This window comes from Agrobacterium sp. ST15.13.013, from assembly GCF_027956525.1.
GTDB lineage: Bacteria > Pseudomonadota > Alphaproteobacteria > Rhizobiales > Rhizobiaceae > Agrobacterium > Agrobacterium salinitolerans.
Window position 1 is genome coordinate 1 of record NZ_JAQKGP010000138.1, and the last position, 354, is coordinate 354.

The 354-nt window shown below is 60.5% G+C and carries 1 protein-coding gene; it reads right to left on the reverse strand.

Annotated features, from left to right (window positions below):
• Nucleotides 1-354, reverse strand: a 354-nt coding sequence (locus PL597_RS26250) for an ATP-binding cassette domain-containing protein (protein ID WP_271366689.1), incomplete at both ends; no start/stop codon positions are given.

Here is a 354-nt window from a genome sequence, read left to right on the forward strand (position 1 = left end):
AGTTAAGACCGCGCACCGAGGAGATAAACTGTTTCAGTTCGCTGGTCTGCGGGCTGGCGAACAGCGTTTTGCTGTCGCCCTGCTCCCAGACGCGTCCCTGATGCATAAACACCACGCGGTCGCCCACTTCGCGGGCAAAATTCATTTCATGGGTGACGAGGATCAGCGTCATACCTTCCGCCGCCAGTTGCTCCAGCACCTTCAGCACTTCACCCACCAGTTCCGGGTCGAGCGCCGAGGTGATTTCGTCACAGAGTAAAACTTTCGGCGACATGGCCAGCGCCCGGGCAATGGCCACGCGCTGCTGTTGGCCGCCGGAGAGGTTGGCCGGGTAGTAATCCAGACGGTCGCCGA